At 62.8% G+C, this 25,033-nt stretch carries 25 protein-coding genes; 15 read left to right on the top strand and 10 right to left on the bottom strand.

All coding sequences use genetic code 11. The features are described 5' to 3' along the window. Positions 1–90: 90 nt before the first annotated feature. The 4 genes from FSY59_RS09000 to FSY59_RS08985 all read left to right on the top strand — a co-directional run bounded on the left by FSY59_RS09000 (position 91) and on the right by FSY59_RS08985 (position 3,460). Positions 91–1,452, top strand: coding sequence for an acyclic terpene utilization AtuA family protein (locus FSY59_RS09000; protein WP_148728836.1), 1,362 nt, complete (start codon positions 91–93; stop codon positions 1,450–1,452). A 15-nt stretch (positions 1,453–1,467) separates the two neighbouring features. Beyond that, entirely contained in the window at positions 1,468–1,842 is a 375-nt protein-coding gene (locus FSY59_RS08995; RefSeq protein ID WP_019044170.1) for a hypothetical protein, read from the top strand. A gap of 77 nt (positions 1,843–1,919) precedes the next feature. Beyond that, entirely contained in the window at positions 1,920–2,897 is a 978-nt protein-coding gene (locus tag FSY59_RS08990) for a tripartite tricarboxylate transporter substrate binding protein (RefSeq protein WP_148728835.1), read from the top strand. Positions 2,898–2,974: 77 nt separating this feature from the next. Next, the gene (locus FSY59_RS08985) at positions 2,975–3,460 is read left to right on the top strand and encodes a peptidylprolyl isomerase (protein ID WP_019044168.1); all 486 of its coding nucleotides are present in this window, start codon (positions 2,975–2,977) and stop codon (positions 3,458–3,460) included. A 145-nt stretch (positions 3,461–3,605) separates the two neighbouring features. Here the strand turns inward: FSY59_RS08985 and FSY59_RS08980 are convergent, their stop codons facing one another. After that, a complete protein-coding gene (locus FSY59_RS08980; RefSeq protein WP_003067010.1) occupies positions 3,606–4,523 on the bottom strand; it encodes a phosphoribosylaminoimidazolesuccinocarboxamide synthase in 918 nt (305 codons plus the stop codon). A 442-nt stretch (positions 4,524–4,965) separates the two neighbouring features. On the opposite strand from FSY59_RS08980, the gene hpf reads away from it, so the two are divergent. The 3 genes from hpf (at position 4,966) to hprK (ending at position 6,950) form a co-directional block, all read left to right on the top strand. Further along, positions 4,966–5,325, top strand: coding sequence for a ribosome hibernation-promoting factor, HPF/YfiA family (gene hpf, locus FSY59_RS08975; protein ID WP_003060342.1), 360 nt, complete (start codon positions 4,966–4,968; stop codon positions 5,323–5,325). A 156-nt stretch (positions 5,326–5,481) separates the two neighbouring features. Continuing rightward, entirely contained in the window at positions 5,482–5,955 is a 474-nt protein-coding gene (locus FSY59_RS08970) for a PTS sugar transporter subunit IIA (protein WP_003060344.1), read from the top strand. 35 nt (positions 5,956–5,990) lie between these two features. Next, positions 5,991–6,950, top strand: coding sequence for an HPr(Ser) kinase/phosphatase (gene hprK, locus FSY59_RS08965; protein ID WP_003060345.1), 960 nt, complete (start codon positions 5,991–5,993; stop codon positions 6,948–6,950). Here hprK and FSY59_RS08960 read toward each other — a convergent pair. The 3 genes from FSY59_RS08960 to fur all read right to left on the bottom strand — a co-directional run bounded on the left by FSY59_RS08960 (position 6,947) and on the right by fur (position 10,355). After that, positions 6,947–8,167: a DUF1501 domain-containing protein gene (locus FSY59_RS08960; protein WP_003060346.1), complete on the bottom strand. Its 1,221-nt coding sequence runs from the start codon at positions 8,165–8,167 to the stop codon at positions 6,947–6,949. The two genes, hprK and FSY59_RS08960, sit on opposite strands and share 4 nt — an antisense overlap. A gap of 11 nt (positions 8,168–8,178) precedes the next feature. Next, on the bottom strand, positions 8,179–9,774 hold the full coding sequence (locus tag FSY59_RS08955; protein ID WP_003060347.1) for a DUF1800 domain-containing protein: 1,596 nt from the start codon (positions 9,772–9,774) through the stop codon (positions 8,179–8,181). Positions 9,775–9,929: 155 nt separating this feature from the next. Beyond that, the gene (gene fur, locus FSY59_RS08950) at positions 9,930–10,355 is read right to left on the bottom strand and encodes a ferric iron uptake transcriptional regulator (protein ID WP_003060349.1); all 426 of its coding nucleotides are present in this window, start codon (positions 10,353–10,355) and stop codon (positions 9,930–9,932) included. A gap of 145 nt (positions 10,356–10,500) precedes the next feature. On the opposite strand from fur, the gene FSY59_RS08945 reads away from it, so the two are divergent. The 5 genes from FSY59_RS08945 (at position 10,501) to FSY59_RS08925 (ending at position 13,818) form a co-directional block, all read left to right on the top strand. Continuing rightward, positions 10,501–11,046: an outer membrane protein assembly factor BamE gene (locus FSY59_RS08945; RefSeq protein ID WP_043375773.1), complete on the top strand. Its 546-nt coding sequence runs from the start codon at positions 10,501–10,503 to the stop codon at positions 11,044–11,046. Between the two features lie 106 nt (positions 11,047–11,152). Then, positions 11,153–11,986, top strand: a complete 834-nt coding sequence (gene dapB / locus FSY59_RS08940) for a 4-hydroxy-tetrahydrodipicolinate reductase (RefSeq protein WP_003060352.1) — start codon at positions 11,153–11,155, stop codon at positions 11,984–11,986. 60 nt (positions 11,987–12,046) lie between these two features. Continuing rightward, on the top strand, positions 12,047–12,706 hold the full coding sequence (locus FSY59_RS08935) for a MotA/TolQ/ExbB proton channel family protein (RefSeq protein ID WP_148728834.1): 660 nt from the start codon (positions 12,047–12,049) through the stop codon (positions 12,704–12,706). 11 nt (positions 12,707–12,717) lie between these two features. Next, a complete protein-coding gene (locus FSY59_RS08930; protein ID WP_148728833.1) occupies positions 12,718–13,161 on the top strand; it encodes a biopolymer transporter ExbD in 444 nt (147 codons plus the stop codon). Positions 13,162–13,440: 279 nt separating this feature from the next. Next, positions 13,441–13,818: an HPF/RaiA family ribosome-associated protein gene (locus tag FSY59_RS08925; protein ID WP_003060358.1), complete on the top strand. Its 378-nt coding sequence runs from the start codon at positions 13,441–13,443 to the stop codon at positions 13,816–13,818. 117 nt (positions 13,819–13,935) lie between these two features. Here the strand turns inward: FSY59_RS08925 and FSY59_RS08920 are convergent, their stop codons facing one another. Both FSY59_RS08920 and FSY59_RS08915 read right to left on the bottom strand, forming a co-directional pair. Next, entirely contained in the window at positions 13,936–15,336 is a 1,401-nt protein-coding gene (locus FSY59_RS08920) for an aspartate ammonia-lyase (RefSeq protein ID WP_003060360.1), read from the bottom strand. Positions 15,337–15,637: 301 nt separating this feature from the next. Then, entirely contained in the window at positions 15,638–16,570 is a 933-nt protein-coding gene (locus FSY59_RS08915; RefSeq protein WP_003060362.1) for a pirin family protein, read from the bottom strand. Between the two features lie 232 nt (positions 16,571–16,802). On the opposite strand from FSY59_RS08915, the gene FSY59_RS08910 reads away from it, so the two are divergent. Further along, on the top strand, positions 16,803–17,084 hold the full coding sequence (locus FSY59_RS08910; RefSeq protein WP_003060364.1) for a hypothetical protein: 282 nt from the start codon (positions 16,803–16,805) through the stop codon (positions 17,082–17,084). 53 nt (positions 17,085–17,137) lie between these two features. On the opposite strand, the gene FSY59_RS08905 is transcribed toward FSY59_RS08910, so the two are convergent. Next, positions 17,138–17,554 carry an OsmC family protein gene (locus FSY59_RS08905; RefSeq protein ID WP_003060365.1) on the bottom strand — a complete coding sequence of 139 codons (417 nt, stop codon included), beginning with the start codon at positions 17,552–17,554 and terminating at the stop codon, positions 17,138–17,140. 304 nt (positions 17,555–17,858) lie between these two features. Between FSY59_RS08905 and FSY59_RS08900 the strand changes: the two genes are divergently transcribed. After that, positions 17,859–19,178 (top strand): hypothetical protein, encoded by a 1,320-nt coding sequence (locus tag FSY59_RS08900; protein WP_148728832.1) that lies wholly within the window; start codon positions 17,859–17,861, stop codon positions 19,176–19,178. Between the two features lie 17 nt (positions 19,179–19,195). On the opposite strand, the gene FSY59_RS08895 is transcribed toward FSY59_RS08900, so the two are convergent. The 3 genes from FSY59_RS08895 to tkt all read right to left on the bottom strand — a co-directional run bounded on the left by FSY59_RS08895 (position 19,196) and on the right by tkt (position 24,098). Continuing rightward, the gene (locus tag FSY59_RS08895; RefSeq protein ID WP_148728831.1) at positions 19,196–20,698 is read right to left on the bottom strand and encodes a rhomboid family intramembrane serine protease; all 1,503 of its coding nucleotides are present in this window, start codon (positions 20,696–20,698) and stop codon (positions 19,196–19,198) included. Positions 20,699–20,908: 210 nt separating this feature from the next. After that, complete coding sequence (gene gap / locus FSY59_RS08890; RefSeq protein ID WP_003060372.1) at positions 20,909–21,907, bottom strand: type I glyceraldehyde-3-phosphate dehydrogenase; 999 nt, start codon at positions 21,905–21,907, stop codon at positions 20,909–20,911. A 142-nt stretch (positions 21,908–22,049) separates the two neighbouring features. Next, entirely contained in the window at positions 22,050–24,098 is a 2,049-nt protein-coding gene (tkt, locus tag FSY59_RS08885) for a transketolase (RefSeq protein ID WP_043375765.1), read from the bottom strand. Between the two features lie 153 nt (positions 24,099–24,251). Between tkt and FSY59_RS08880 the strand changes: the two genes are divergently transcribed. After that, a complete protein-coding gene (locus tag FSY59_RS08880) occupies positions 24,252–25,019 on the top strand; it encodes a nucleotidyltransferase family protein (RefSeq protein ID WP_029158796.1) in 768 nt (255 codons plus the stop codon). Positions 25,020–25,033: the final 14 nt, after the last annotated feature.

Below are 25,033 nucleotides of genomic sequence, written 5' to 3'. Positions count from 1 at the left end.
GCTGTGCGCGCGCATGCGTTGTCTCTTCAAAAACGACTGTACAGAATGGCTCCAGCCCCCGGGTCTGGGGGAACAACGGAGACAAGCGCAATGAATGACAGCAAGATCCTGCGCATAGGCGCGGGAGCCGCCTGGTGGGGCGACCGGATCGAGCCCGCCGCCCTCAATGCCGAGCGTGGCCGGCTCGACTACCTGTGCTTCGAGACCATGGCCGAGGCCACGGTCTGCGCCGCACAGGTCAGGATCCGACGGGACCCCTCCTTCCCGGGCTACGACACCTATCTCGACGACCGCATGCGCGCCGTGCTGCCTGCCTGCATGCGCCAGGGCACGCGCATCATCTCCAACCAGGGGTGGATCAATCCGCAGGGTGCGGCCCGGCGCATCGTCGAGCTGCTGCGCGAGCTGGACATCACCGGCGTCAAGGTGGCGGCCGTGGGCGGCAGTCTGATCACTGACCGCGTGCTGTCGCTGGCCCCCACCATCCTGGAGACCGGTGCCCCCACGCAGAGCATTGCCCACTCGCTGATCTCGGCCGAAGCCTATCTCGGGGCCGCTCCCATCGTTGACGCTCTGGCGGAAGGTGCGCAGATCGTGGTCACGGGCCGCGTCGCCGACCCTTCGCTGTTCCTGGCTCCCATGGTGCATGAGTTCGGCTGGGACCTGCTGGACCACGAGCGCGTGGGAGCCGGCAGCGCGATAGGCCATCTGATGGAGTGCGGGGCCCAGGTCACCGGGGGATATTTTGCAGACCCGGGCCTCAAGGACGTGCCCGAGCCCTGGAACCTGGCCTTTCCCATCGCCGAGGTCGATGCCGAAGGCGGCGTGACCCTGTCCAAGGTGGAAGGCACGGGCGGCATGATCAGCCTGCAGACCGTCAAGGAGCAGATGCTCTACGAGGTGCACGACCCGGAGAACTACATCACGCCCGATGTGGTGGTCGACTTCACGCAGGCCCACATCGAGCAGCTGGCGCCGGACCGCGTGCGCGTGACGGGTCTTACGGGCAAGCCGCGCACACCCACGCTCAAGGTTTCCATGGGGTGCACCGAGGGCTTCATCGGCGAGGACATGTTCTTCTATGCCGGCCCCGGCGCGCTGCGCCGTGCCCAGCTGGCCAGGCGCATCCTGGAGGAGCGATTGCGCATCGTGAAGCTCGATGCCGAGGAAGTGCGCATCGACTTCCTGGGTCTGAACGCCGTGCATGGCGCTGCCACGCCAGTGGACGTGCCCGAGCCCTATGAAGTGGCCGTGCGCGTGGCGGCACGCACCCGGTCGCGCGAGGAGGCCGTCAAGGTGGGGCGCGAAGTGGACGGCATGGCGGTCTCGGGGATTGCCCACACCGGCAAGCGCGTGCCGCACCAGGAGCGCACGCGCGAGGTGATAGGCGTGTGGTCCGCTCTGGTGCCGCGCGAGCAGGTGACGGCGCATATCGACTACTTCACGAGCTGAGCAGGGGAGCAAAGCATGCAGGACATGAACCAGGACATCCGGGTGCCGCTGGAGCAGGTGGCGCATACGCGCTCGGGCGACAAGGGCAATACTTCCAACATCGCCGTGTTTGCCTACGAGCCCGAGCTCTATGCGCTGCTCAAGCAGCAGCTGAGCGCCGAACGCTTCAAGGCCTTTCATGGCCCGGCCATCACCGGCGAGGTGCTGCGCTACGAGGCCGATAACCTGCACGCGCTGAACTTCGTGGCGCACGGTGCACTGGGCGGCGGCGTCTCGCGCAGCCTGTCGGTGGACAACTACGGCAAGGCGTTGTCGGCAGCCATCCTGGGCTTCGAGCTGCTCGTGCCCGCTGCGCTGGTGCCGCTGCTGCGCCGCCGTGCACCGGGCTGAGCCGGGCTGAGCCGGCACCGACATCCAGTGCGGGCATCCGCCGCATATTCCATAAAACACCACCAGGAGACACCGCAATGACCTCGCATCTGTTTCGCGCCCTGGCTGCCGCGCTGGCCATGGCGGCCTGCACGGCCGTGGCCTTCGCGCAGGCCCCGTCCTACCCCGCCAAGCCCGTGCGCATCATCGTGCCCTATCCGGCAGGAGGCACCACGGACATCATCGCGCGGCTGGCGGCGGCCCAGCTGTCCGAGCGGCTGCGCCAGCCCTTCGTCGTCGAAAACCGGGCCGGCGCCAGCGGTGCCATAGGCTCGGTGGCCGTGGCCCAGGCCGCCGCTGACGGCTACACGCTGGTCATGGGAACGGCCAGCTCGCACGGCATCAATTCAGCGCTGCAGAAGAACCTGCCCTATGACGCCGTCAAGGACTTCGCGCCCGTCACCGTGGTGGCGAGCACGCCGAACATCATCGTGGTCCATCCCAGCGTCCCCGCGCGCACCCTGGGCGAGTTGCTGGCGCTGGCCAAGGCCAGGCCCGGGCAGATCAACTTCGGCTCGACCAGCCCCGGCGGCTCTCCGCACATGAGCGCCGAGCTGCTCAAGATGATGGCCGGCGTGGACATGGCCCATGTGCCTTACAAGGGCGCATCGCCCATGCTCACCGATCTCATGGGCGGGCAGATACAGGCCGGCTTCGACAACCTGCCGTCCACCATCGCCTTCGTGCGCAGCGGCAAGCTGCGGGCGCTGGCCGTGACCACGCCGCAGCGCTGGCCCGGGGCGGCAGACATTCCCACCGTCGCCGAAAGCGTGCCCGGCTACGAGGTCTCGGGCTGGTTCGGCCTGCTGGCGCCGGCGGGAACGCCCAAGGCGGTGCTCGACACGCTGCAGACCGCAGTCGCCCAGGCCGTGCGCGACCCCGAGGTGACACGGCAGCTACGCAGCCTGGGCGCCGAGCCCGTGGCCAGCAGGCCCGAGGTCTTTGCGCAGCAGATCCGTGCCGACGTGGACAAATGGCGCGGCGTGGTTAAGGCCACGGGCGTGACGCTGGAATAGCCCGAGTCGCCGACAATGGCAGCTTTGCGCGATGCCTGACTCGGGTTCAGGCACCGCCCCACTCGAAATCCATCGTCATGAACATCACCAAAGACACTGCCGTCACCATCAACTACAAGATTCACGAGCTGCTCGCGGGCGGCGTGGCCGTCAAACTGCTGGACAAGGGCGATGTGGCCTATCTGCACGGCGGCTATGACAACATCTTCGCCAAGGTCGAAGCCGCTCTGGACGGCAAGCAAAAAGGCGATGCCGTGACCGTGGACCTGGCCGTGGCAGACGCCTTCGGCGAGCGCGACGAAAGCCTCAAGCGCACCATTCCCAAGGGTGAATTCCCTGCGGGCGTGAAGGTGGGCGGCCAGTTGCGCGGCACCAATGACCAGGGCCTGCCCCAGATCTACAACGTGGTGAAGATCAAGGGCCCCGTGGTGCTGCTGGACGGCAACCACCCTCTGGCCGGCTTCGCGCTGCGCTTCAGCGCGGTGGTCAACGAGGTGCGTGAGGCCTCCGAAGAAGAAATTGCCCACAAGCACGTGCACGGCGGCCACGGTCATCACCACTAAAAAACATAGCTGCAAGCGTATGCAAATAAAGGATTTCAGCATTATTTCTAGCTGAAATCCTTTGCCTGAAAGCGCAAGCAGCTATCAAAACAAAAGGCCCCCGGATTTTTGTCCAGGGGCCTTTTGTTTGCTTGGGGCTGATCGCTCAGGCGGTCAGGCGATCCAGCGCTTCGCGGTACTTGGCCGCCGTCCTGTCGATCACTTCCTTGGGCAGGCGGGGCGCGGGAGCCTTCTTGTCCCAGGCCTTGCCGTTGACCTGCGCCTGCTCCAGCCAGTCGCGCACGAACTGCTTGTCGTAGCTGGGAGGGTTCTCGCCCTTGGCCAGCGCGTCCTCGTAGCCTTCCACGGGCCAGTAGCGCGAGCTGTCGGGGGTCAGCACCTCGTCCATCAGCACCAGGGTGCCGTCTTCGGTCAGGCCGAACTCGAACTTGGTGTCGGCAATGATCATGCCCTTGGTCAGCGCGATCTCGGCCGCTTCCTTGTAGATGCGGATGGCGGTGTCGCGGATCTGGGCAGCGAGTTGCTCGCCCACCATTTCCACGGTGCGCTCGTAGGTGATGTTTTCGTCGTGGTCACCCATTTCGGCCTTGGCCGCGGGGGTGTAGATGGGCTCGGGCAGCTTGGCGGCATTGGTCAGGCCGGCAGGCAGCTTCACGCCGCAGACCGATTGCGATTCCTGGTATTCCTTCCAGCCGCTGCCGGCCAGATAGCCGCGCACCACGGCTTCGATCAGCACGGGCTTGAGGCGCTTGACCAGCATGGAGCGGCCTTCGACCTGCTTGACTTCCTCGGGCTTGACCACGGATTCGGGCGCTTCGCCGGTCAGGTGGTTGGGACAGATATGGCCCAGTTTGTCGAACCAGAACAGCGCCATCTGCGTCAGCAGCACGCCCTTGCCGGGAATGGGCTCGCCCATGATCACGTCAAAGGCGGACAGGCGGTCCGAGGCCACCATCAGGATGCGGTCATCGCCCACGGCGTAGTTGTCGCGGACCTTGCCGCGCGCGAGCAGGGGCAGCGAGGCAATGTTGGAGGTATGCAGGGCGGAGGGCTGGGTGGTCATGGTCGAGATAGGGGCTGTCAGGCAATTCAGGCGTGCAGTCGGTCAGCAGGCGCCTGAAAGCCCAAGGGGCTGCCAGCGTCGCAGGCCCGAGAGGCGGCTGCGTAAAAACGCGATTTTAATGGCGCAGGCAGGGGTTTGGACGGTCACGGTCTTTGCCAGCGCGCGCCTGCCGCGATCGAGGCCCTGGGGCATGCAGGCGTATCCTTTGCATGCGGGCCAAAGCCACTCATTGTGGCGTCAAAACCGGCTGTCATCAAACCGTCAAACAAGGCCCCTGGCGAGCCTGCGCTATCCCGGTCATTTCGTTGCCTTTGGCGTGGGGCGGGCGCATAGTGGATTCACAGCAAAGACGAATGCGCATTCCGAACTGCCAGGCTGCGGCACAGCCATCAGGTGCTGTGAAACCGCAGTGATTTCACCGAGAGCTAAGGAGTGTTTTGTTATGAATTTGACGATTAGCGGGCATCACCTGGAGGTCACTCCCTCGCTGCGCAGCTATGTCATGGCCAAGCTGGAACGCATTCTCAGGCACTTCGATCAGGTCGTGGACGTGAAGGTGCTGCTCACAGTCCACAAGCAAAAGGAAAAAGACAAACGACAGCGCGCCGGTTGCACCGTACGCGTGAAAGGGCAAGACTTGTTCGTGGAGACGCAGCATTTCGACCTCTATGCCGCCGTGGACGCCCTGGCCGACAAACTCGACCGTGTGGTGATGCGCTACAAGACTCGTCAACAAGGCCCGCGTGCCACAGCCAAGCGACTGGATTCCGGCGGCTTGCAGCTGGTGCAGGTGTCAGGTTGATGAAAGCGAGGCGCAAGCCCAGCGTTTGCGCCGGTTTGTTGCAGGGCTGTCGCCTTGTTACAACGCTAAAAGTGCCGCCCTACGGGGCGGTTTTTGATGGTGATCAGGGTTTCCCCACGGTTTTCAGCGCTGCGGTGCATAATTGTTGATCACACCATGAATCGCCTAGCTTCTATCCTTCCCGCCGCTCAAGTGCTTGTGAGCGTTGATGTCACCAGCAAGAAACGCGCTTTCGAGGAAGCGGGTTTGCTCTTTGAGAGCTTGCATGGTCTGTCTCGTGCCCTGATCACCGATAGCCTGTTCGCACGCGAACGCCTGGGCTCTACCGGTCTGGGGCATGGAGTTGCCATTCCCCATGGCCGCATCAAGGGCCTGACGGCTCCCATGGCGGCAGTGTTCCAGCTGGCCAGCCCGATCGGCTTCGATGCGCCCGACGAGCAGCCGGTCGGCCTGCTGATTTTCCTGCTGGTGCCCGAAGCGGCGACGCAAAAGCATCTGGAAATCCTGTCCGAGATCGCCGAGCTGCTCAGCGACAGCCAGTTGCGCGAGCGCCTGAAGTCCTCCACCGATGCGCAGCAGCTGCACGGCATGATCGACAGCTGGCAGTCCTCCATCACCTCCCAGGCCTGAGTTCTGGCTTCTTTTTTGACTGACAGGGCCTTGCCATGAGACCCAGCGCCATCAGTGCCGACGTATTGTTCGAGGCATTTCGCAACTCCAGCCTGCGCTGGCAGTGGATAGCGGGGCTGGGTGCTTCCGAGCGCCGCTTCGACGAAATGGCCGTGCGCTCGGCCCGCTCGGGCGCCGATCTGGTGGGCTACCTCAACTACATCCACCCCTACCGGCTGCAGGTGCTGGGCGAGCGTGAAATCGCCTACCTGACCAATGCCACCTCACAGGACTGCCTGCGCCGCATCGCCCGCATCGTCACGCTGGAGCCGCCGGTGCTGGTGCTGGCCGATGGTCAGGACGCGCCCGACGAACTGATCTCCATGTGCGAGCGCGCGCACATCCCGCTGTTCTCCACCAAGGAGCAGTCGGCCTTCGTCATCGACGTGCTGCGTGCCTATCTGTCCAAGCATTTCGCCGATCGCATCACCATGCACGGCGTGTTCATGGATATCCTGGGCATGGGCGTGCTGATCACGGGCGAATCGGGCCTGGGCAAGAGCGAGTTGGGGCTGGAGCTGGTCACACGCGGCAATGGCCTGGTGGCCGACGATGCGGTGGATCTGTACCGCATCAACCAGACCACGGTCGAAGGCAAATGCCCCGAGCTGCTGCAGAACCTGCTCGAGGTGCGCGGCATCGGCCTGCTCGATATTCGCGCCATCTTTGGCGAGACGGCGGTGCGCCGCAAGATGCGCCTCAAGCTCATCGTGCATCTGGTGCGCAAGGAAACCATGGAGCGCGAATACGAGCGCCTGCCCGCCGAGCCGCTGACCCAGGACGTGCTGGGCGTGCCCGTGCGCAAGGTGGTGATTCAGGTGGTGGCGGGCCGAAACATCGCCGTGCTGGTGGAAGCTGCGGTGCGCAATGCCATCCTGCAGCTGCGCGGCATCGACACCTACCAGGAGTTCGTGATGCGCCACCGCCGCGCCATGGAGAGCGGCGAGTCGTTCTAGACCAGCTGCAGCCTGCCGGGCTGCGAGGCCGGAAAGATCTGCTGCAGCTGCGATGCGTTCAGGCCGTACATGCGCGCGAACAGGCCGCCCAGCAGGGAGCGGTATTCGTTGAGTACGGGGTAGTCGCGGTTCTGGAACAACGCTTTTTCGGTCACTTCGATCTGCTCGCCCAGCACCTTGCCGCCGGCCTGGGCAGACAGGCCGCCGCCGAGAAACCAGTAAGCCGTGCCATGGCCGTGGTCTGTGCCCTTGTTGCCGTTTTCGCGGAAAGTGCGGCCGAACTCGCTGATCACCGCCACCACCGTATGGCGCCAAGCCTCGGCTCCCATGGATCCGGCGAACGTCGCCAGGCCCTGGCTCAGATCGCTGAGCCGGTTGGCCAGATTGCCACTGGCGGCTCCCTGGTTGACATGGGTGTCCCAGCCTCCGATATCGACAAAGCCCAGGTCGAACTGCTCGCGCATCAGGTGGGCCATGCGCTGGGCTACCAGGCTGAAACCCTTGGCGCTGATGGCATTGCGCCCGGCCTGGTCCATTTCCTCCTGCACGCTGCGCTGCACGGCACGCTGTACCGCAAAGCCTTCGCGCACCGGGACTTCCAAGGCCGAGCCCTGGTACATGGAGGCAATGATCTGGCTGCGCTGCTCGTCCACGGCCGTCTTGCGTACGGAGGCCAGCGCCATGTTCGCCACCTGGGCGCTGCCGCGCAGACATAGCGGCAACTGGGCAGTAAACGCCATGGGGCTGAGACTGGTCCGGCTCTGGCTGTCGGCTTGCAGCACCCGGGTCAGCCGGTTCAAAAAGCCGCTCTGAAAGCTCTTGCCACCCTCTTGTGGCTGTCCCAGCTCGATCGAGTCCTGGGTTTCGAAATGGCTGCGGGAGAGGTCGTTGCTGCCCGCAAATGGCACAAAGCAGGCCTGGCCCTGCTCATACAAAGGCAGCAGAGTGCTTTGCAATGCAGGATGCAGCCCCCATTGAGGGTTCAGGGCCAGTGCGCCGTCGGCCGATCCCGGGCGCGCTATGGCGATGCTGGGCCTGGCCTGATAGTAGAAGTCGCTATGAGTAGGCACCAGCAGGCTGTTGCAGTCGTAGGCGCCGCGCAGGAAGATCAGCAGAAAGCGCGGCGAGCTGCTCTGCAAGGGTGTGGCCAGGCCTTGGCCCAGATGACAGACCAGCGGCAGGGCCGCGCCGAGGCTGAGAAATTGACGTCTATGCATGGCTGCCATCCTTAGCGGTACATCATTTCGGGGGCGGAGAGGAAAAAGCTGTTCCAGTCCGCCGGGTTCCTGGCCTGGGCCAGCGCGGTGCGTGTGGCTGCACCAAGCGCCTGCACGCGAGCCTGGACACTGCTGCGTTTGCCGAGTTCGGGATAAGGTGGCTTTTCCAGGGGCTGCTGGGGGCCGCTGCGAAACAGCAGGGCACCCCGGCTGCCGATCTGTCTGGCCACATCGAAGCGGGCATTCATCTGGCCGGAGCTGGACCAACCCGACTGGGCCAGGGGGTAGCCATCCGGCGTTTCGTGGCCGTACAGCGGCTGTCCCAGCTGGTTCAGCCAGTTCTGTACCGGGGACACATCGCTGGCCACGCGCTGGTCATAGGCCAGGCGTGTGGCACCCAGCACATAGTGGACCGGGTCCTTGAAGCGTTGGCCGAATTGCTGAGCCTGCGGGTCGCTCAGCAGGGTCGCCAGCGTGACGGCAATATCACCATGGCTGCGCTCGAAGGCCAGTGCTGCGTGGTCGATCACGGCCGGGGCCGGGTTGTCTCCCAGAAAATAGACCGACAGCTTGCGCGCTATGAACTTTGCGGTGACTGGCGAAGCCGCTATGCGGTCTATCGCCTCGTTGACCTGGGCCAGGCCGCTTTTTTCCAGCGGCCTGCCTAGTAAGACCTGGGGTGTGTAGTCGTGGCGGTTGGGGTTGAATTCGAAGAAGCCATGGCGCACATAGTCCCCCTGGCGTTCGGGGCGCAGCTTGGGCGGAGGAGCATCGGCCTCCCTGGTGCTGAAGCCCACACCGGTCAGCACATGGGCCATGGCTTGCACATCGGCCTGGGTGTAGCCGCTGCCCACGCCCATGGTGTGCAGCTCCAGCAGTTCACGCGCGTAGTTCTCGTTGATGCGGCCGGCAGCATTGCTGGCGTTGTCCAGATACAGCAGCATGGCCGGATGACGCATGCTGGCGGCCAGCAGCTCGCGGAACTTGCCCAGCGCATGGGGGCGAATGGCCTGCTCCTCATAGTCGCCCACCCACATGCGTACATCGCCCTTGCGGGTACTGACATTGAAGTGATTCATCCAGAACCAGGTCATTTGCTCCTGCAACTGGTGGGGCGAGTAGAGCGCGCGCCAGATCTGGCGCTTCTGGGCTTCGGCACCCAGCTGGTTGAGCTGGCGTTGCAGCTCGCTGCGCAGTTTGGCGGCCTCTTCGGGATCCTGGCTGTTGCGAATGGCCAGACGCTGGTCGGCAATCTCGCGCTGGATCTGCGCCATGGGCTTCTGAGTGATGCTCAAGGCATCGATGTGCTGCTGCACCTCGGCCGGCATGGGCGCTGAGGAGGGGCTGAACTGAGCGGCCAGCCAGCGCTTGAGGCCTTGCTGCTGCAACTGGGCGGCATCATGGTCGGTTGCCCCCCAGGTGACCCGGTCCAGCCATTGCTGGCTTTGCAGCGCGCTGGTCTTGTCGGGCAAGGAGCTGCTGCTCAGCACCTGCAATACCTCCGGACTGGCGCGGCCTGATGATGGCGACAGCGGGGCGCACGCGGCCAGGGCGACGGCAGCCAGACAGAGCAGGGTCCTGGTAGGTGAAAAGTGCAGCAGCCGCATGGATCAGGTCTCCTCGAACGCGGGAATGACTGCAGCATAAGCAGTCCGGCCCGATAGTGGTTTGAGGCCTGGTGGAGCTATGTAAAGAAGTTCTCTCCAAATGTAAAAAGGGCAAGACATCTGCATGTCTTGCCCCGGGATTCACGCTCGCGTCCCTACTTGGCGGCGCGTGTGGCGCACTCGGCGCACTGGCCATAGAGCGCCATGGAGTGATCCTGAATCACCCAGCCCTTTTCCTTGGCGATCAGGTTCTGGCGCTTCTCGATCTCGGCGTCATAGAACTCCTCGACCTTGCCGCAGCTGGTGCAGACGAAGTGGTCGTGGTGCTGGCCTTCGTTGAGCTCATAGACGGCCTTGCCGCTTTCGAAGTTGCTGCGGATCAGGATGCCGGCCTGCTCGAACTGGGTCAGCACGCGGTAAACGGTGGCCAGGCCAATATCCGAGCGCTCGTCCAGCAGCACGCGGAACACGTCTTCGGCCGTCATGTGGCGCTGGGCGCCCTTCTGGAAGATTTCCAGGATCTTCAGACGCGGCAAAGTGGCTTTGAGGCCCGTGCTTTTGAGTTCATCAATATTTTTCATGTCGGTATCTCTTGGTGGACTACGGGCACATGGAAGGCTGGAATCACTGGTTGGAAGAAGCTTTACACGGGGATAAAGGGAATCTCCAAGTGCCTCCGGGGCCTGCCGCTACAATGAACCCGATCATATCCCTATGCCATTACCCATGCATGTTCAAGCCCGTAGCCGCGCAGGTCTGGCCCTGACGTTGGCAATCGCAGCGGCACTGGCCGGCTGCAACAGTATCGACGGTGCCGCGCACCGTGTCGCCAATGCCGTCACTCCCTACAAGGTCGATGTCGTGCAGGGCAACTTCGTGTCCAAGGAGCAGGTCGAGGCCTTGCAGCCCGGCATGAGCCGTCAGCAGATTCGCGACATTCTGGGCACACCCCTCGTGACCAGCGTCTTCCACGGCGATCGCTGGGAATACGTGTTCACCATCAATCGCCCAGGCGTGGAGTCGCAGATCCGCAAGCTCACCGTCTTCTTCAATGGCGATGTCTTTGCCCGCGCCGAAGGTGACGAGATGCCTTCCGAGTCCGACTTCGTGGCCAGCCTCAAGGGCATGAAGGGCACGCCCAAGGTTCCGCAGCTGGAAGCCAGCGAAGCCCAGCTGGCCAAATATCCTGCCCGCACCAACAGCGAAGCCGAGCAGGCTGCGGCCAATCTGCCGCCTGCTGCCGCCAGCTATCCACCGCTGGAATCGCGTTAAGCACAAAACAGGCTGTTCCCCGCTTGTACAAAGCGGTGGATGCTCTCTTTTTATGACGGCCCGGATGCACTCCTGCCGTCTGTTCATTTGACCGAGTGATAGCGCCATGACCGCATCCACCACCCATTCCTCCACTCCCCAGCGCGTTGCCGTGGCGGGAGCCTCCGGCCGCATGGGCCATATGCTGATCGAAGCGATTCTGAACAGCAGCGACTGCGTGCTGGCTGCGGCGCTGGACCGTGCGGACAGCCCTGCCATCGGGACCGATCCCTCGGCCTTTCTGGGCAGACCCAGCGGCCTGAAGATCGAAAGCGATGTGCGCGAGGCCCTGTCCAAGGCCGACTGCCTGATCGACTTCACGCGCCCCGAAGGCACGCTGGAGCATCTGGCCGTGGCGGCCGATCTGGGCGTGGGTGTGGTCATCGGCACCACCGGCTTCTCGGAAGAGCAAAAGGCGCAGATCGCCGAGTTTGCCCAGAAGACCTCCATCGTTTTTGCCCCCAATATGAGCGTGGGCGTGAACGTGACCTTCAAGCTGCTGGAGATGGCCGCCAAGGCCTTGCAGCAAGGCGGCTACGACATCGAAATCGTCGAAGCGCACCACAAGCACAAGGTCGATGCACCTTCTGGAACGGCCCTGAAGATGGGCGAAGTGATTGCCGAAGCCCAGGGCACCAAGCTGGCCGACCGCGCCGTGTATGAGCGCTTCGGCCACACCGGCGAACGCAAGGCCGACAGCATTGGCTTTGCCACCGTGCGCGGCGGCGATATCGTGGGCGATCACACCGTGCTGTTTGCCGGTACCGGCGAGCGCATCGAGATTTCGCACAAGTCCAGCAGCCGTGCCGGCTATGCCAATGGCAGCCTGCGTGCCGTGGCCTACCTGGCCGACAAGAAGACCGGCCAGTACGATATGTACGATGTGCTGAAGCTGCGCTGATCGCGCAATTTGCAAAGGGGCCGTGACGGCCCCTTGCTGTTTCTGGGAGCGAGGTGAGAGATGTCTGCAGGAATGTGGCAATGGCTGGCAGAGGGCGATGCGGTCACATGGGCCACGGCGGCCCTGATGCTGCTGATGTCCGTGCTCAGCTGGGTGGTCATTCTCTACAAGCTCTGGTTCATGGCGGCAGCCCGCCGCAGCGTGCCGCAGGCCGTGGCCGTGTTCTGGCAGATGCCTGATCTGACCCAGGCACTGGCGCAGGTCAGGGCGCGCGACAGGCAAGGTCTGGTGCAGCCCATGGCTGTGGCCGTGGAGCAGGGCAGCGGTGCCGATCAAGGCTCTCTGGAGCAGCGCGCTGCACCGGACCAGCGCCTGATGCGCAGGCTGCGCGAGGCCCTGGGCCAGGCATCGACCCAGTTGCAATGGGGGCAGACCTTGCTGGCCACCATCGGCGCGACAGCGCCGTTTGTGGGCCTGCTGGGCACGGTATGGGGCATTCATCATGCGCTGGGCACGCTGGCGGGCAGTGGTCAGGTCGACATCGCCCAGCTCGCCGGGCCCGTGGGTGAAGCCCTGGTCATGACGGCTGCCGGCCTGGCCGTCGCCTTGCCGGCCGTGCTGGCCTATAACCTGCTGGGCCGCTCGGCCAGCCAGCTGGAGGCTGTCCTGGAAGGGTTTGCCCATGACCTGCATGCCCAGTTCGGGGCGCAGGCTTCCTGAGGGGCAGCGCCATGGCATTCGGTCGCATGAGCCACCGTGAGGGGGCACAAACCCCGATCAACACCATCAACGTCACGCCACTGGTCGATGTGATGCTGGTGCTGGTGGTGATCTTCATCTTGGCCGCCCCCATGCTGGCCGCCAGCTTGCGCGTGCAACTGCCCAAGGCGCAGGCAGCAGTGAAGCCGCCCGCGGTGAGCAAGAGCGATGCCTTGATGGTCGAGGTCAGCCCTGCCGGCGAAATCTGGATTCGGGGAGTCGTGGCGGATGATGTTGCAGTGCAGCAGCAACTCGAGGCGCTGGGACGCCGCAATCCTCAGGCCGAGGTGCAGCTGCGCGCAGACACCAGCGTGCCTTATGGTCGCGTGGTGCAGGTCATGGGATGGGCCCACGCGGCAGGTCTGACGCGGATCGGCTTTGTGGCCGAACCTGAATCGAAGGCTGGCAGTAACTGACGACCCAAGGCGTAAAAACGCCTACTTTTTGCAAGTCACGGACCAGGATTTCTTGCTCTGGCGCAAGGGCAAAGCTCGCCGAACATACCCTTGTTGCTATCTCTTTCAAATCGCTGCGAAGCTGCCTCCACAATGGTCAAAGCCCCTGTCCATGGCTGGCGTAAAAAGCCCTGATGGGCAGAACAAGGTTCTGGCGTTACGATGTTTTCGCCTGCCTTTAGGGCACCCCTACAGATTTCGCCGCAGCGGTTGCGGCATTTGGTGACTAGGAGGATTTGCATGCAAGTACAGGTTCATGCCGACGATTCCATCCAGGGTGGAGAGTCTCTGGCTCAATGGGCGCAGGAGGAGATCAATGCCAAGCTGGCCCGCCTGAAGGAGTATGTGGTGCGTGTGGAGGTCTTTCTCACGGGCGTTGATGCCCTGAAGACCACGGGCGGCCCAGGCAAACGCTGTGTTCTCGAGACCCGGGCCACAGGACGTCCTCCCATCGCAGTGAACGCGGAAGCCGAAAAGGTCAAGGAAGCCTTCAGCGCCGCGATTGAAAAGCTCAAACGCGCGGTGGAAACCGATCTGGGCAAGCTCAAGGACAAGAATCTGCGGGAAAGCGTGCGCGGCGTGGATGATCCCAGTGACGAGAATGCCGCCGTGGCTTGAATGAGGTGTTTGGGGCTTGGCGCACCTTGAATGCAGGCGCCCCAGGCGCGTGACACCCGTCAATCAAAAAGGGCATGTTCATCATGAACATGCCCTTTTTGCTGCTCGGCCGCCTGCTTAGGCGGCAGTCAAGGCGCCAGCCCGGGTCAGCTTGTCGGCGACCAGCAGCTTGTTCATGTCGAGCTGGCTCATGATGCCCAGCTCCTCCGCCACCACGGCAATCTGTTTGCCGTTGGCGATGGCGGTCTTGGCAATTCTGGCAGCCTTTTCATAGCCGATCAGCGGGTTCAGCGCCGTCACCAGCGTCACCGACTCGGCAATGCGGGCATCCAGCAGGGCCTCGTTGGCCACAATGCCTTCCACACAGTTGGTCTGCAGCGTCTTGCAGGCGCTGCTCAGGTGGTTCAGGCTCTTGTGCAGGGCCCAGGCCATCAGCGGCTCGAAAGCGTTGAGCTGCAACTGACCGGCCTCCACGGCCATGGTGATGGCGGCATCGTTGCCGATCACCTCAAAGCAGACCTGGTTCATCACCTCGGGGATTACGGGGTTCACCTTGCCGGGCATGATGGACGAGCCGGCCTGGCGTGCCGGCAGCTTGATGTCTGCCACACCCGCTTGAGGGCCGGAAGAGAGCAGACGCAGGTCGTTGCTGATCTTGGACAGCTTGACGGCAATACGCTTCAAGATGCCGGAAATGTCGGCAAAGGCGCCGGTGTCGCCGGTGGCGGCGATCAGATCTGCCGCCTTGACCACGGGCACGCCCGAGATTTCAGCGAGAGCCTTGATCACGGCGTCGGTGTAGCCCACGGGGGCATTGATGCCGGTGCCGATGGCAGTGCCCCCCATGTTCACCTCGGTCATCAGATAGGCGGATTCGCGCAAACGCTTCTCATCGTCGGCGATCATGGCCGCAAAAGCCGAGAATTCCTGCCCCAGAGTCATGGGGACGGCGTCTTGTAATTGTGTGCGGCCGATTTTCAGGATGTGGGCGAATTCGCCGGCTTTGGCTTCGAAAGCAGAGCGCAACCCGGCCAGGGCGATCAGCAGCTTCTGGATGCCAGCGTAGGTGGCAAGCTTGACGGCTGTGGGGTAGGAGTCGTTGGTGGACTGCGACGCATTGACATGATCGTTGGGGTGGATCGCGTCGTAGCTGCCTTTGGGCAATCCCAGGTGCTCGAGTGCACGGTTGGCGATCACCTCATTGGCGTTCATATTCGTGGAGGTGCCGGCGCCGCCCTGGATCACATCGACCACAAACTGCTCGTGCAGCTGGCCGGAAATCAGATCATCACAGGCTTGGGAGATGGCGGTGGCTTGTTTGAGATTGATGGCGCCAAACTGCAGATTGGCCTGGGCCGCTGCCTTTTTGACAAAGGCAAATGCGCGGATCAGCTCGGGCATGTGCGCGACCGAGTGACCGGTGATGGGGAAGTTCTCCACTGCGCGTGCGGAATGAACGCCCCAGTACGCGTCGGGAGGGATGGTTTTGATGCCAATGAAGTCATGTTCTTGACGCATCGATCTGCTTTCTTTGCAAAGTTGAATTGGCCACCGCCCCACGGACAGGACGTGGCAACGCCCTGGATGAAAAAGCGGCGGTCGCAATCTCGTGGCCAGGGCGTTGGATGGATTATGAAAGCTAGGTGTGCATGAGTCCAAACGTTTCATGCATAACATCGGGGCTGTGATCTCTTGCAGAAGATTTGATGCGCCTAAATGCTTTCAAAAGCCATCAAAATTCGCAAAGGTGCTTCTATTCACCTGCCCAAGAAATTCAATTCGCACCAATTTGGTGCGAATTGAATCGGGGGTCAGAGACCTATCTGGAAGCGCGCAGGCTGACGCCAGCCAGCGACGGAGAGTGCAGGGACTTCAGTGCCGAGGCCACGGGCCTGCCGAAACGGCGTGGCTGGCCGTTGACGAGTTCTGCATCGGTGGCGGCCTCGGCCTCCCACTGCTTCTGGGCCTGTTGCATCTCTTCGGTGGTGCGTGCCACAAAGTTCCACCAGAGCAAGATGGCCTCATCCATGGGTTCGCCGCCGATGATGATGAGGCGGCTGCCGGGCGTGCACTCCAGCTGCACCTCCCGGGTGCCGACGGGCAGATAGATCAGCTCTTGCGAGGGCAGCACCTGGCCTTCCACCTTGACCTCGCCTGACAGGCTCATCACCGCATGTTCAAAGTCGGCGCGCAGGGGCATGGTCGCGAGCGACTGGCTGGCCGTGCCGCAGGCCAGCAGGTCCACGCCCATCAGCGGGGAATGGACTTCTGCGGGCGCCGTCAGGCCAAGAGCTTCGCCGGCCAGCACGGTCACGGCAAAGTCGCCGATCTCGGTCCTGGGCAGGTCGGGGTAATGCTGGAAGCGGGGCGCTATATCGCGATGGCTGTCGGGCAGTGCAATCCACAACTGGGCCGCATGCACGCCCAGTGTCTGGGCCTCTTCGGAATGGGCAATGCCGTGGCCGGCCGTCATCAGATTGACCTGGCCGGGGCGGATGATCTGCTCGCTGCCCAGGCTGTCGCGGTGCAACACCTCGCCCTCGATCATCCAGGTGAAAGTCTGCAGGCCGATATGGGGATGGGGGCCGACCTGCATGCCGGGAGGAGGTGGGAGGGCCGGGCCGGCGTGGTCGAGGAAGCACCAGGCCCCTACCTTGCGCAATGCCGTCTGCGGAATGGCACGGTGGATGGGGATGCCGCCGACATCGGCTATGCGCGTGGGCAGACGTTGTAAGTTCTTTGATTCACTCATGACAAATCCTGACGGCGAGGAGTTTCGAGTGTCAGGGATATGCAGTATTCGCGCAATCCGACGGCAGAATGCAGCAGCGCCTTGCACGCAGTTACATCACTGTGAGGATTCAGCCAATCGGCTGACAAGGACTCCGCCCGGAGTCGGCTAATTTAAAGGCGTAGGCCGCTAGCAGTGGCTTTCACGCGGCGCTTTCGTGCGCAGCGACCTAACAACTGCAGGAGGAATCAACATGAACGAACACAGCACTCAAGGCAACCAGATCTCGGCAGTCGAGATCCAGCTGTATCCCGAACACTTTGCCGCCCGTGTCACCGGCAAGGTGGAGCACCGTGTCGGAGATGGCCCGTCCGAGCAGATTCCCATGGGCATAGAGATGAAGGTCGATACCGCCATCGCCAGCTACGTGCTGTCCTGGGTCGATCCTGAGGACCAGCAGCCCGAAACCGCATCGCTGGCCAAACGCGAGTTCGAGCACTATGTGGAAGTGGGCGCGCTGGAAGTATCGGTGTAATCAAGTTACACGCGCCAGCGACCAAGGCCCTGCAGGTGACTGCAGGGCTTTTTTCATGCCTGCGCGGCTTCGGTCAAGGCGGTGGGAATGGAAACCTTGCCTTCCAGCAGCTTGTGCACGGGGCAGGCATTGGCAATCTGCAGCAGGCGCTGACGCTGCTCATCGTCCAGCTCGCCATGCAGGGTGATGCTGCGCGTGATCTGGTTGGCATCCGCAGGCTTGCCGTCGGGGTTGAGCTGCAGGTCCACATCGACATGGCTCAGCGGCCACTGCTTGCGACCCGCGTACATATGCAGGGTGATGGCCGTGCAAGCTCCCAGGGCCGAGAGCATCAGCTGCATGGGGTTGGGGGCGGAATCGGTGCCGCCATCATTCACGGGTTCATCGGCATGCCAGACATGGCCTTGGGCATCTGTCAGGGTGATGCGGTACGGGGTGGGGCTGCTTTGTGCGTGTGCGCTGTGAATCATTCGCTGCTTCTCCATAAAACCTGGACCACTTTAAGCGCTGCCTGCAATCCTTGCAGTCGTATCCGTTATCGGTTCAAGGCGGTTTGGCAGGCCGGCTTGGCTGCAAAAGCATTTACGGGGTTTCTGGCAAGAGAAAAAAACAATATGCCGGTGGTCTATCGGTATTTGAATTCAGGGCGAGTTTCTACCGCAGAATTCCGCAATGACCCGATTTCAAAGAAAAATCGGGCAATACCAGAGCGGATTCGGTCATTGCAAGCAGGCTTGCAAATGATTCATCAAACCGAGAGTGGGAGAACAGGCATTGACTTCGATACGTGGTGTTCACCAAAAAGGTGATTCTTCCGAGTGGAAAATCCCTCCGTTCTGGCAAAAGCTCAATAGCTTCTTCTTGTTTCCCCTGCAGACCGAGCCTTTGCTCTATGCATTGCTGCTGTCGGCATGCAGTTACGGGCTGATGTTCGGGTGGGTGGGGGTTCTGTTCGTGGGCCTGGGCTTGATGCTGGCCGTCAGCCGCTATGCATTCAAGGTTTCGGCGCTCGCCTCGCGTGGAATTACCCATAGTTCCGATTTCCGGTCCAGTCAGGTCGATGAAGACTGGAAATGGCTACCCTGGAAGTTTTTCGGGGTACTCGTCGTTTTCGGAATCTTTGTGGGCTTTATGGCAACCCGCAGCCTGACCTTGGGAGTGATTGCCAATCTGCTGGTGGCCTTCCTGATTCCTGCGACCTGGATGGTGCTGATCAATACCAACAGCCTGAGCTCGGCCGTTAATCCGTTCGAGCTGCTGGCGACGATTTTTGGTATCGGCAAGTCCTATCTGCTGCTGTGCTTTTTTCTGTTTCTGCTGCAGCAGGGCTCGCCCATGGTCCTGGCGATGCTGCTCAAGGTTGCGGCGCCCGGATTGGTGCTGCCCCTGGTGAGCTTCGTGATGATTTATTTCAGCTGGGTGATGGCGGCCATGATCGGCTATGTCATGTACCAGCACCATGCGGCTCTGGATATCGATCCCGTACAAGCGCCCGAGGGGCCTGCGACCGTGCAGATCGACCCTGCGGCCCTGGAGGCCAAGCGTCGCGATGCGCTGGTGGCCAGACTGGTGCAGGACAACAAGATGGACGAGGCTGTGAACCAGGCCCGCGAATGGCAGCGGGAGGACTATGAGAGCCTGCCCGATTGCCGCCGTTACTTCCGGGTGCTCAAGCTGACCGAACGCGCGGACGCACTGGCGGAGCTGGGCCAGCGTTTCATTCCCATGCTGCTCGCCCAGCAGCGCGCCAGCGAGGCCCTGGAGGCCTGGGTGAGCTGCGTCAAGCGCAAGCCGGACTTCAAGCCCGACGCGGCCCGGCCCAGTTACGAGCTGGCACAGCAGGCCTGGAAGGCCGGCAAGCCCAGGTATGTGTTGATACTGGCCAAGGATTTTGAAAAGCGCTTTGCCGGCAGTACTTGGATCCCGCCCATGCTGGAGCTGCTGGTGCGCGCTTACAAGCAGGGCTTGGAGCAGCCCATGCAGGGGGTGTCGGTGTACATGCGCATGAAGCAGCACTTTCCCGAGCACGCGAGCACCCAGGAAGCGCAGTGGGTGTTGCGTGATGAGCTGCAGGAGCTGGAGGCCAAGACCTGAGCGCGGCAAGGCGTTGGCTAGCGCTGCTGTGCCAGCCAGCGGGTGAGAGCTTCCTCGGGTGCCGATTGCTGCAGCACGGGCAGCCAGACCTTGGCATCCTGAATGCGTCCGGCCTGGGCCATGCCGTTGACCAGCAGCAGCAAGCTTGCCGGCCATTGGGGATGGTCTGCCAGCTTGTGCAGGGAGCGGCATAGTTTTTCTGCCTCGGGCAGGGCTCCCAGGCGTACGAAACTGCGCACCAGGCCATGCATGGTGTCCGCGCTCATGCGCATGCCGGGCTGGGCGCGCTGCTGATAGCTGCGATAGCTGGCCAGCTGCAGCTGGCGTTCGGCGTCCGTGGTGGCCGGCAGCTTGAAGATGCGTCGCGCCGCAGCATGAAAGTCCTCGCTGGCGGGCTGATGGCGCGAGCTTTCAAACCAGGCCCGCAGAATGGCCGGGTCCGAGGGGGCCAGACGTGCCGCTTCGCGCCAGGCCGGAGCGGCACGGCCAAATTCCAGCGCATCGGTATGCCGCTGGGCCCGGGCCACGGCCTCGGCCAGCGGCCGGGCGGCGGCCTGGGCCTGCTCTTCTTCGTTGACCGGCGCAGCAACGGTCTGCAGTCGCATATAGATCCACATCAGCAGGCTGCCCGCCAGCAGACCGCCAAAGTGGGCCATATAGGCAACCTGCTTGCCACCCAGCAGATGCTGCAGCAACTCCACGCCCATCCAGACCGGCAGCATGATCAGGGCCGGCCAGCTCGCGTAGTTGAAGTAGAACAGCAGCATGTAGAAGAAGCGGATGCGCCGCATGCGGTACATCACCGCATACATGGCCATGAGGGCCGAAATCGCACCCGATGCCCCCAGGCCGTAACCGCCCATGCCGGCATAGAACATCAGCGCGAACAGCGAGGCACCGATGCCGCCGATCACGTAGAAGGCCAGATAGGTGAAGGCCCCCAAAGCCAGCTCCAGGGTGAAGCCGAACAGGAACAGAAACACCATATTGCCCAGCAGATGACTGGTGCTGCCATGCAGAAAGATGGAGGTTAAGGCCTGCAGGGGCTGCCAGCCGGCGCCATTCGCATAGCTGATGGACCAGCGCTCGGTAAAGCTGCCGCGCGGCTCGTGGGGCGCGAAGGCGGCACGTGCCGCCTGCCACTGTGCATGGCGCGGGTGGCTGGCGGTAATGACCTGGCCGTCCAGCAGGCGCTGGCGGAATTTCTTCTCCTGCCACAGCAGCGCATAGAGCTGGGCATAGGCCTTGTGCTGATAGAGCTTTCGCACGGTCTGCAGCGTGTGCTGGTCGAAGCGCTTGCTGCCCTGGGCGGCTTGTTCCTCCAGATAGGTCAGGAACGGTGGCAGCTCCAGCGTCGGCAAAGCGGTCTGGGCATATTGCTGGGCCGCTTTTTCGACGGCATGTTCCTCGGGGGCCTGCCAGCCCCAGAAGATCATGCAGTTGATGATGATGAGCAGCACCGTCATCCAGGGCGGCGAGCGCCAGGAAGGCTTGTTCTCAAGAGGAATCGCAATAAACATGGCGGCCTTGTCCGAGGAAGTGGCAGTGCTTCACGCTCTTGGGCGCCGGTGGCAGCTGCGTGTTACAAATGTATCCGAGACATGCTCCGGCCGGCTCCGGTCTTGCGGGATGAAAAAAAGCCAGCATGGCGTCCCATGCTGGCTTTTTGATAGCTGTCAGCGCTTATCTGATAAGCGATTGAGCTTGTTTCGGTAGCTAATCCTTGAGGATTACTTGGCCACCACGCGCACCATTTCCAGGCACTTGTTGGAATAGCCCCACTCGTTGTCGTACCAGGACACGACCTTCACAAAGGTCTTGTCCAGGGCGATACCGGCTTCGGCATCGAACACGGAGGTGCAGGTCTCGCCGCGGAAGTCGGTGGCAACGACCTTGTCTTCGGTGTAACCCAGCACGCCCTTCAGGGCGCCTTGGGATTGGGCCTTCATTTCGGCGCAGATTTCTTCGTAGGTGGCTTCGCTGTTCAGCTCCACGGTCAGGTCAACCACGGACACGTCGGAAGTGGGCACGCGGAAGGACATGCCGGTCAGCTTCTTGTTCAGCTCGGGGATCACCACGCCCACAGCCTTGGCTGCGCCAGTGCTGGAGGGAATGATGTTTTCCAGAATGCCGCGGCCGCCGCGCCAGTCCTTGTTGGAAGGGCCGTCCACGGTCTTTTGCGTGGCGGTCGCTGCGTGCACGGTGGTCATCAGGCCGCGCTTGATGCCCCACTTGTCGTTCAGCACCTTGGCCACGGGAGCCAGGCAGTTGGTGGTGCACGAAGCATTGGAGATGATGGCTTCGCCCTTGTAGGTGCCGTGGTTCACGCCGAACACGAACATGGGCGTGTCGTCCTTGGAGGGAGCGGACAGGATGACCTTCTTGGCACCTGCGTCGATGTGCTTCTGGGCGGTTTCCTTGGTCAGGAACAGGCCGGTGGACTCGATCACGATGTCGGCACCGACTTCGTTCCACTTCAGGTTGGCGGGATCGCGCTCTTGCGTCAGGCGGATCTTCTTGCCGTTGACGACCAGGGTGTTGCCTTCGACAGAAACTTCACCGTCGAAACGACCGTGCACGCTGTCGTACTTCAGCATGTAAGCCAGGTAGTCGGGCTCCAGCAGGTCGTTGATGCCGACGATTTCGATGTCGGAGAAGTTTTGCACTGCGGAACGCAGCACGTTGCGGCCAATGCGGCCGAAGCCGTTGATACCAACCTTGATCGTCATAGTTGCCTCGTAGATAGTGAGTAGTGAAAAACCGGAGCGGATTGTGCCCGGACTCGGCACCCTGAGGCCTGGTCCGGAGGGCTGAGGACTGCGGGTGAGCAAACTTCAGCCGGAAAAAAGGGGCACGAGGCCCCTTTTGCGCTTACTTGCCAGCGTTCTGCAGGGCGACCTGCACGGTGTCGGCCACATTCTCGGCGGTGAAGCCGAAGTGCTTGAACAGCACGCCTGCAGGAGCGGACTCACCGTAGCTGTCGATGCCGACCACGGCGGCGCAGCCGTACTTCCACCAGAAGTCGGTCACGCCCATTTCCACAGCGATGCGGGGCAGGCCGGCGGGCAGCACGGCCTTCTTGTACTTCACATCCTGCTTGTCGAAGGTCGTGGTGCTGGGCATGGAGACCACGCGCACGGCGATCTTGCGTTCGGCCAGCTGCTTCTGGGCAGCCAGAGCCAGTTGCACTTCGGAGCCGGTGGCGATGATCACGGCCTGGGCCTTCTTGCCCTTCAGGCCCACATCCTTGGGCTCGGAGAGCACATAGGCGCCGCAGGCGATGTCGTCCAGCGCGTCTTCGCTCTTGGGCGAGTAAGCCAGGTTCTGGCGGCTCAGCAGCATGGCTGTGGGCTTGTTCTTCTGGCTCAGGGCCACGGTCCAGGCCACGGCGGTCTCGGTGGTGTCGGCGGGGCGCCACACGTCCAGACCGGGGATCAGGCGCAGGGAGGCTGCGTGCTCGATGGACTGGTGGGTGGGGCCGTCTTCGCCCAGGCCGATGGAGTCGTGCGTGAAGACGTGGATCACGCGCTGCTTCATCAGGGCCGCCATGCGGATGGCGTTGCGGCTGTAGTCGGAGAAGGTCAGGAAGGTGCCGCCGTAGGGGATGAAGCCGCCGTGCAGCGCCACACCGTTCATGATGGCTGCCATGCCGAACTCGCGCACACCGTAGTTGATGTGGCGGCCGATCTGGCCTTCTTCGGTCTTGACCACGGCACCCTTGTCATCCACGCGGAAAGAGGGAGTGGACTTGGTGTTGGTCAGGTTGGAGCCGGTCAGGTCGGCAGAGCCGCCCAGCAGCTCGGGCAGAGCGGCTGTCAGGCCTTCCAGGGCCAGCTGGCTGGCCTTGCGGCTGGCCACGGTGGCGCCGGCGTCATGGGCGTCGGATGCGATCTTGGCGGCGATTTCACCGAAGTTGGCGGGCAGGTCACCAGCCATGCGGCGCGTGAACTCGGCGGCTTGCTCGGGGAAGGCGGCCGTGTAGGCGGCGAACTTTTCGTTCCAGGCGGCTTCGGCCCTGGCGCCCAGATCCTTGGCGTTCCAGTCGGTGTAGACGTCGGCAGGGATCTCGAAGGGGCCGTAAGTCCAGCCCAGAGCCGCGCGGGTCAGTGCAATTTCCTCGGCGCCCAGAGGTTCGCCGTGGGCCTTGGCCGTGTCCTGACGGTTGGGCGAGCCCTTGCCGATATGGGTCTTGCAGCAGATCAGCGTGGGCTTGTCGGCGCTCTTCTTGGCAGCGGCGATGGCCTTGTCCAGGGCGTCCACATTGTGGCCGTCCACGGCGCGGATCACGTTCCAGCCGTAGGCTTCGAAGCGCTCGGGCGTGTTGTCGATGAACCAGGGGGTCACCTTGCCGTCGATGGAAATGCCGTTGTCGTCATACAGGGCGATCAGCTTGTTCAGCTTCCAGGCACCGGCCAGGGCGGCGGCTTCATGCGAGATGCCTTCCATCAGGCAGCCATCGCCCAGGAACACATAGGTGTGGTGGTCGACGATCTCGTGCTTGTCCTTGTTGAACTCGGCAGCCAGCAGCTTTTCAGCCAGTGCGAAGCCCACGGCATTGGTGATGCCCTGGCCCAGAGGGCCGGTGGTGGTTTCCACGCCGGGGGTGATGCCCACTTCGGGGTGGCCGGCAGTCTTGCTGTGCAGCTGACGGAAGTTCTTCAGCTCTTCGATGGGCAGGTCGTAGCCGCTCAGGTGCAGCAGCGCATAGATCAGCATGGAGCCGTGACCGTTCGACAGAATGAAGCGGTCGCGATTGGCCCAGTGAGGGTTCACGGGGTTGTGCTGGAGGTGGCGGCTCCACAGCGCTACGGCCATGTCGGCCATGCCCATGGGGGCACCGGGGTGGCCGGAATTGGCTTGTTGAACGGCATCCATTGCGAGTGCACGGATTGCATTCGCCATATTTTGAGTGTTGGCCATCAGGGCGCTCCGAAAAGGAGGGGTAATTCTGCTAAGCCCGTCATTTTAATGGAGGCCCAATTTTCGCAGGCGGGATGCGGGTCAATGCTCTACAGTGCAACCCCAGAAACAGGTGTCTTGCACACCCCAAACCATGTTGAAAAGCTGATTGCAATGACTGTAGAAAACGCTGCTTCCTTCCTGGTGCAACCCCCTGCAATGCTGCTGGCCGCAGGCCGGGGCGAGCGCATGAGGCCGCTGACCGATGTCACGCCCAAGCCGCTGCTCAAGGTGCAGGGCGTGCCGCTGCTGCAGTTGCACCTGCAGGCGCTGCTGGCTGCCGGCGTGTCGCAAGCCGTCATCAATACCGGCTGGCTCGGGGCGCAGATTCCCGCGTATTTCGGCGATGAATTCGTGCCGCAGCCGGATGGAGGCGCAAGCGCGAAGCTATCGCTTGCCTATTCGGAGGAACCCGAGAAAGCCTTTGAAACCGCGGGCGGTATCAGCCGCGCCTTGCCGCAGCTGGACCGGGTTTTCTGGCTGGCCGCAGGTGATGTCTATGCGCCGGATTTCAGCTTTGCGTTGCAGGATGCCCAGGCGTTTGCCCAAAGCGATGAACTCGCTCACCTGTGGCTGGTGCCCAATCCTGCGCACAATCCGCGTGGCGACTTCGGCCTGAGCGAGGACGGCAAGGCACTGGATTTGCCTGCCGATGACGAGCGACCGCGCTACACCTACAGCACGATTGCGCTGTTGAAAGCCGAGCTGTTTGCATCACCGTGGTTCGATGTGCAGCCCGGAAACCCAGAAGGCCTGCGTGCCCCACTGGCCCCGCTGCTGCGCCGCGCCATGCAGCAAGGCCGGGTGGGTGCATCGCTCTACACCGGCCGCTGGGTCGATGTCGGAACGCCCGAGCGACTGGCCCAGCTCAATCAGCGCTAAGCTGGGGCGCCGTC

Origin of the sequence: Comamonas sp. Z3 (genome assembly GCF_008121565.1) — a bacterium.
Taxonomy (GTDB): domain Bacteria; phylum Pseudomonadota; class Gammaproteobacteria; order Burkholderiales; family Burkholderiaceae_C; genus Comamonas; species Comamonas brasiliensis.
The sequence above is the reverse complement of the archived record's forward strand: the minus strand, read 5'-3'. Positions and strand labels throughout refer to the sequence as shown.

Coding starts and splice junctions, on each gene's coding strand:
- dapB (WP_003060352.1), top strand. CDS start 11,153: ATGACCGCATCCACCACCCATTCCTCCACTCCCCAGCGCGTTGCCGTG.
- FSY59_RS08915 (WP_003060362.1), bottom strand. CDS start 16,570: ATGAGTGAATCAAAGAACTTACAACGTCTGCCCACGCGCATAGCCGAT.
- FSY59_RS08935 (WP_148728834.1), top strand. CDS start 12,047: ATGTCTGCAGGAATGTGGCAATGGCTGGCAGAGGGCGATGCGGTCACA.
- FSY59_RS08995 (WP_019044170.1), top strand. CDS start 1,468: ATGCAGGACATGAACCAGGACATCCGGGTGCCGCTGGAGCAGGTGGCG.
- FSY59_RS08960 (WP_003060346.1), bottom strand. CDS start 8,167: ATGCATAGACGTCAATTTCTCAGCCTCGGCGCGGCCCTGCCGCTGGTC.
- FSY59_RS08985 (WP_019044168.1), top strand. CDS start 2,975: ATGAACATCACCAAAGACACTGCCGTCACCATCAACTACAAGATTCAC.
- FSY59_RS09000 (WP_148728836.1), top strand. CDS start 91: ATGAATGACAGCAAGATCCTGCGCATAGGCGCGGGAGCCGCCTGGTGG.
- hprK (WP_003060345.1), top strand. CDS start 5,991: ATGAGACCCAGCGCCATCAGTGCCGACGTATTGTTCGAGGCATTTCGC.
- FSY59_RS08895 (WP_148728831.1), bottom strand. CDS start 20,698: ATGTTTATTGCGATTCCTCTTGAGAACAAGCCTTCCTGGCGCTCGCCG.
- tkt (WP_043375765.1), bottom strand. CDS start 24,098: ATGGCCAACACTCAAAATATGGCGAATGCAATCCGTGCACTCGCAATG.
- FSY59_RS08925 (WP_003060358.1), top strand. CDS start 13,441: ATGCAAGTACAGGTTCATGCCGACGATTCCATCCAGGGTGGAGAGTCT.
- FSY59_RS08910 (WP_003060364.1), top strand. CDS start 16,803: ATGAACGAACACAGCACTCAAGGCAACCAGATCTCGGCAGTCGAGATC.
- FSY59_RS08970 (WP_003060344.1), top strand. CDS start 5,482: ATGAATCGCCTAGCTTCTATCCTTCCCGCCGCTCAAGTGCTTGTGAGC.
- FSY59_RS08905 (WP_003060365.1), bottom strand. CDS start 17,554: ATGATTCACAGCGCACACGCACAAAGCAGCCCCACCCCGTACCGCATC.
- FSY59_RS08990 (WP_148728835.1), top strand. CDS start 1,920: ATGACCTCGCATCTGTTTCGCGCCCTGGCTGCCGCGCTGGCCATGGCG.
- hpf (WP_003060342.1), top strand. CDS start 4,966: ATGAATTTGACGATTAGCGGGCATCACCTGGAGGTCACTCCCTCGCTG.
- FSY59_RS08930 (WP_148728833.1), top strand. CDS start 12,718: ATGGCATTCGGTCGCATGAGCCACCGTGAGGGGGCACAAACCCCGATC.
- FSY59_RS08980 (WP_003067010.1), bottom strand. CDS start 4,523: ATGACCACCCAGCCCTCCGCCCTGCATACCTCCAACATTGCCTCGCTG.
- FSY59_RS08955 (WP_003060347.1), bottom strand. CDS start 9,774: ATGCGGCTGCTGCACTTTTCACCTACCAGGACCCTGCTCTGTCTGGCT.
- gap (WP_003060372.1), bottom strand. CDS start 21,907: ATGACGATCAAGGTTGGTATCAACGGCTTCGGCCGCATTGGCCGCAAC.
- fur (WP_003060349.1), bottom strand. CDS start 10,355: ATGAAAAATATTGATGAACTCAAAAGCACGGGCCTCAAAGCCACTTTG.
- FSY59_RS08945 (WP_043375773.1), top strand. CDS start 10,501: ATGCATGTTCAAGCCCGTAGCCGCGCAGGTCTGGCCCTGACGTTGGCA.
- FSY59_RS08880 (WP_029158796.1), top strand. CDS start 24,252: ATGACTGTAGAAAACGCTGCTTCCTTCCTGGTGCAACCCCCTGCAATG.
- FSY59_RS08920 (WP_003060360.1), bottom strand. CDS start 15,336: ATGCGTCAAGAACATGACTTCATTGGCATCAAAACCATCCCTCCCGAC.